The organism is Pseudoalteromonas sp. SR45-5, assembly GCF_014163565.1.
Taxonomy (GTDB): domain Bacteria; phylum Pseudomonadota; class Gammaproteobacteria; order Enterobacterales; family Alteromonadaceae; genus Pseudoalteromonas; species Pseudoalteromonas distincta.
This window is the reverse complement of the sequence record NZ_JACJDN010000592.1, coordinates 1-2,461: the sequence shown is the minus strand read 5'-3', so window position 1 is coordinate 2,461 and position 2,461 is coordinate 1. Positions and strand designations below refer to the sequence as shown.

Sequence of the window (2,461 nt, the reverse complement as noted above, 5' to 3'; positions counted from 1 at the left end):
GGCACCGATTAGGTGCCTTTATTTATAACTGAAAGTAAATTTCAATTATTTGATAAATGCGAATGCATCTGCGTACATGTTTTCACGAATTGCACCATGAGTAATAAAGTCATCACGGACAATACCTATCATGTCAAAACGACCTGCCATATAAATATCGTATGGTTCTAGTGACACAATATCTTGCATTACTGCTTTGTGTACGTAGCCAGTGTGTCCTTGCCAATTAGCAGATGGATTTTCTACTACAGGAATAAACTTAAAGTTCTCATGGCTATCTGCCCATGTTTGCATTTCTGTATGTGCATATAAAGCAGATTCTTCTTTTACGCCCCAGTAAAACAATACAGGGCGCTCGCATTTTATTTCAGCTAAATGATCAGCCATTGATTTTGCGTATGAAAAACCAGTACCACCGGCGAGTAAAATAATAGGGCGCTCACATTGCAGGCGCAACTGTGAAATACCCAAGCCAGCTTCAATGTCTACTAACTGCCCTGTGGTATGGGCGTTTCGTAAATGCTCTAACGATTGCATTGCATACGAATCGGCACCTGAGGCGCCAATATGCAGTTCTATTGCATCGCACTGTGAAGGGCGACTAGCTATAGAAAAAGCACGTTTGTCTTTTTCGCCTAATACGAGTTGCATGTATTGGCCAGCTTCAAAGGTCACAGGTTGTTGTGGCTTTAAAATTACTTTATGAACAAATTCTGTAAGTGGGCTGATAGCTACAACTTCAGCTTTTAATGTTTGCATTTTTTACCTTTTAGCAGCGCTTGTAACAGCAGATACGCAATCGAATAGCTCGATTCTAGCATATCTGCAGGGTTATTTTATAGCCTGATATGTACTTACATATAAACACTTAAACAATATTAAGGCTTTCCCAAATATCATCTACACGGTCTTTGGTGTCTTTATCCATAACAATAGGCTCGCCCCATTCGCGGGTGGTTTCGCCAGGCCATTTATTGGTAGCATCCATTCCCATTTTTGAACCAAGACCTGAGACTGGTGATGCAAAATCGAGATAATCAATAGGTGTGTTCTCTATTAATGTTGTATCACGCGCTGGATCCATTCGGGTTGTTATAGCCCAAATAACATCTTCCCAATCGCGGGCGTTAACATCGTCATCGCAGACGATTACAAATTTGGTGTACATAAACTGACGTAAGAACGACCAAACTCCCATCATCACGCGCTTAGCATGGCCTGGATATTGTTTTTTCATTGTTACAATCGCCATACGATATGAGCACCCTTCAGGCGGAAGGTAAAAGTCGACAATTTCAGGGAATTGCTTTTGTAGTATCGGCACAAACACTTCATTAAGTGCCACACCTAAAATAGCAGGCTCATCAGGCGGACGGCCGGTAAATGTGCTGTGATAAATAGGATCTTTACGATGCGTTAAATGAGTGACCGTCATTACTGGAAAGTCATCGACTTCATTATAGTAACCGGTATGGTCACCATAAGGGCCTTCTGGCGCCATTTCACCAGGCATTATGTAACCTTCAAGTACTATTTCTGCACTGGCAGGGACTTGTAGGTCATTTGAAAGAGATTTTACAACTTCGGTTCTGCTGCCACGTAATAAGCCAGCGAATGCATATTCGCTTAGAGTGTCAGGTACAGGCGTTACGGCACCTAATATAGTGGCAGGATCGGCACCTAATGCTACCGATACAGGGTAGGGTTGCCCTGGGTTTTCTTTACACCATTCTTGAAAATCAAGCGCGCCACCACGATGTGACAACCAGCGCATAATTATTTTATTTTTGCCTAATAATTGCTGGCGATAAATACCTAAATTTTGGCGCTTTTTATAAGGCCCTTTAGTAACGGTAAGGCCCCATGTGATTAATGGCGCTGCATCACCTGGCCAGCAATGCTGAATAGGTAATTTAGTTAAATCTACATCATCACCTTCTAAAACTACTTGTTGGCAAGGCGCTTTTTTAACTTCTTTTGCAGGCATATTAAGCACTTGCTTAAAAATAGGTATAGCGCCTAGTGCTTCTTTAATACCCTTTGGTGGATCAGGTTCTTTTAAAAAAGCGAGTAGCTTACCCACTTCGCGAAGCTCGCTAACATCTGTTTGGCCCATGCCCATTGCTACGCGTTTTGGTGTACCAAATAAGTTGGTAAGCACCGGCATATCGTAGCCTTTTGGGTTTTCAAATAATAACGCCGGGCCTTTTGCACGCAATGTGCGATCAGATATTTCGGTCATTTCAAGATACGGGTCGATTTCTTGGGTGATACGTTTAAGTTCGCCTTTTTTTTCAAGCAAATCGATAAAATCACGTAGATCTTTATATTTCATTGTGGGCCGCTATTAAGCAAAAGAGTTAAAGTATTATACCCATTTCATGCAAGGCAAGTCATTACTTGCACTTAAAACTTAAAGCGCTCTACGGCACTCGTTAAAGAGTGTGCAAGTTGGTTTACG

At 41.8% G+C, this 2,461-nt stretch carries 2 protein-coding genes; both read right to left on the bottom strand.

The genetic code is table 11. The features are described from left to right. Positions 1-45: 45 nt before the first annotated feature. Positions 46-759, bottom strand: coding sequence for an NAD(P)H-flavin reductase (gene fre, locus H5072_RS16870; protein ID WP_182694198.1), 714 nt, complete (start codon positions 757-759; stop codon positions 46-48). 109 nt (positions 760-868) lie between these two features. Next, positions 869-2,335 (bottom strand): 4-hydroxy-3-polyprenylbenzoate decarboxylase, encoded by a 1,467-nt coding sequence (ubiD, locus tag H5072_RS16865; protein WP_182694197.1) that lies wholly within the window; start codon positions 2,333-2,335, stop codon positions 869-871. Positions 2,336-2,461: the final 126 nt, after the last annotated feature.

What these genes read in the sequence shown, in the direction of transcription:
- fre (WP_182694198.1), bottom strand. Translation starts at nt 759, where the DNA reads ATGCAAACATTAAAAGCTGAAGTTGTAGCTATCAGCCCACTTACAGAA.
- ubiD (WP_182694197.1), bottom strand. Translation starts at nt 2,335, where the DNA reads ATGAAATATAAAGATCTACGTGATTTTATCGATTTGCTTGAAAAAAAA.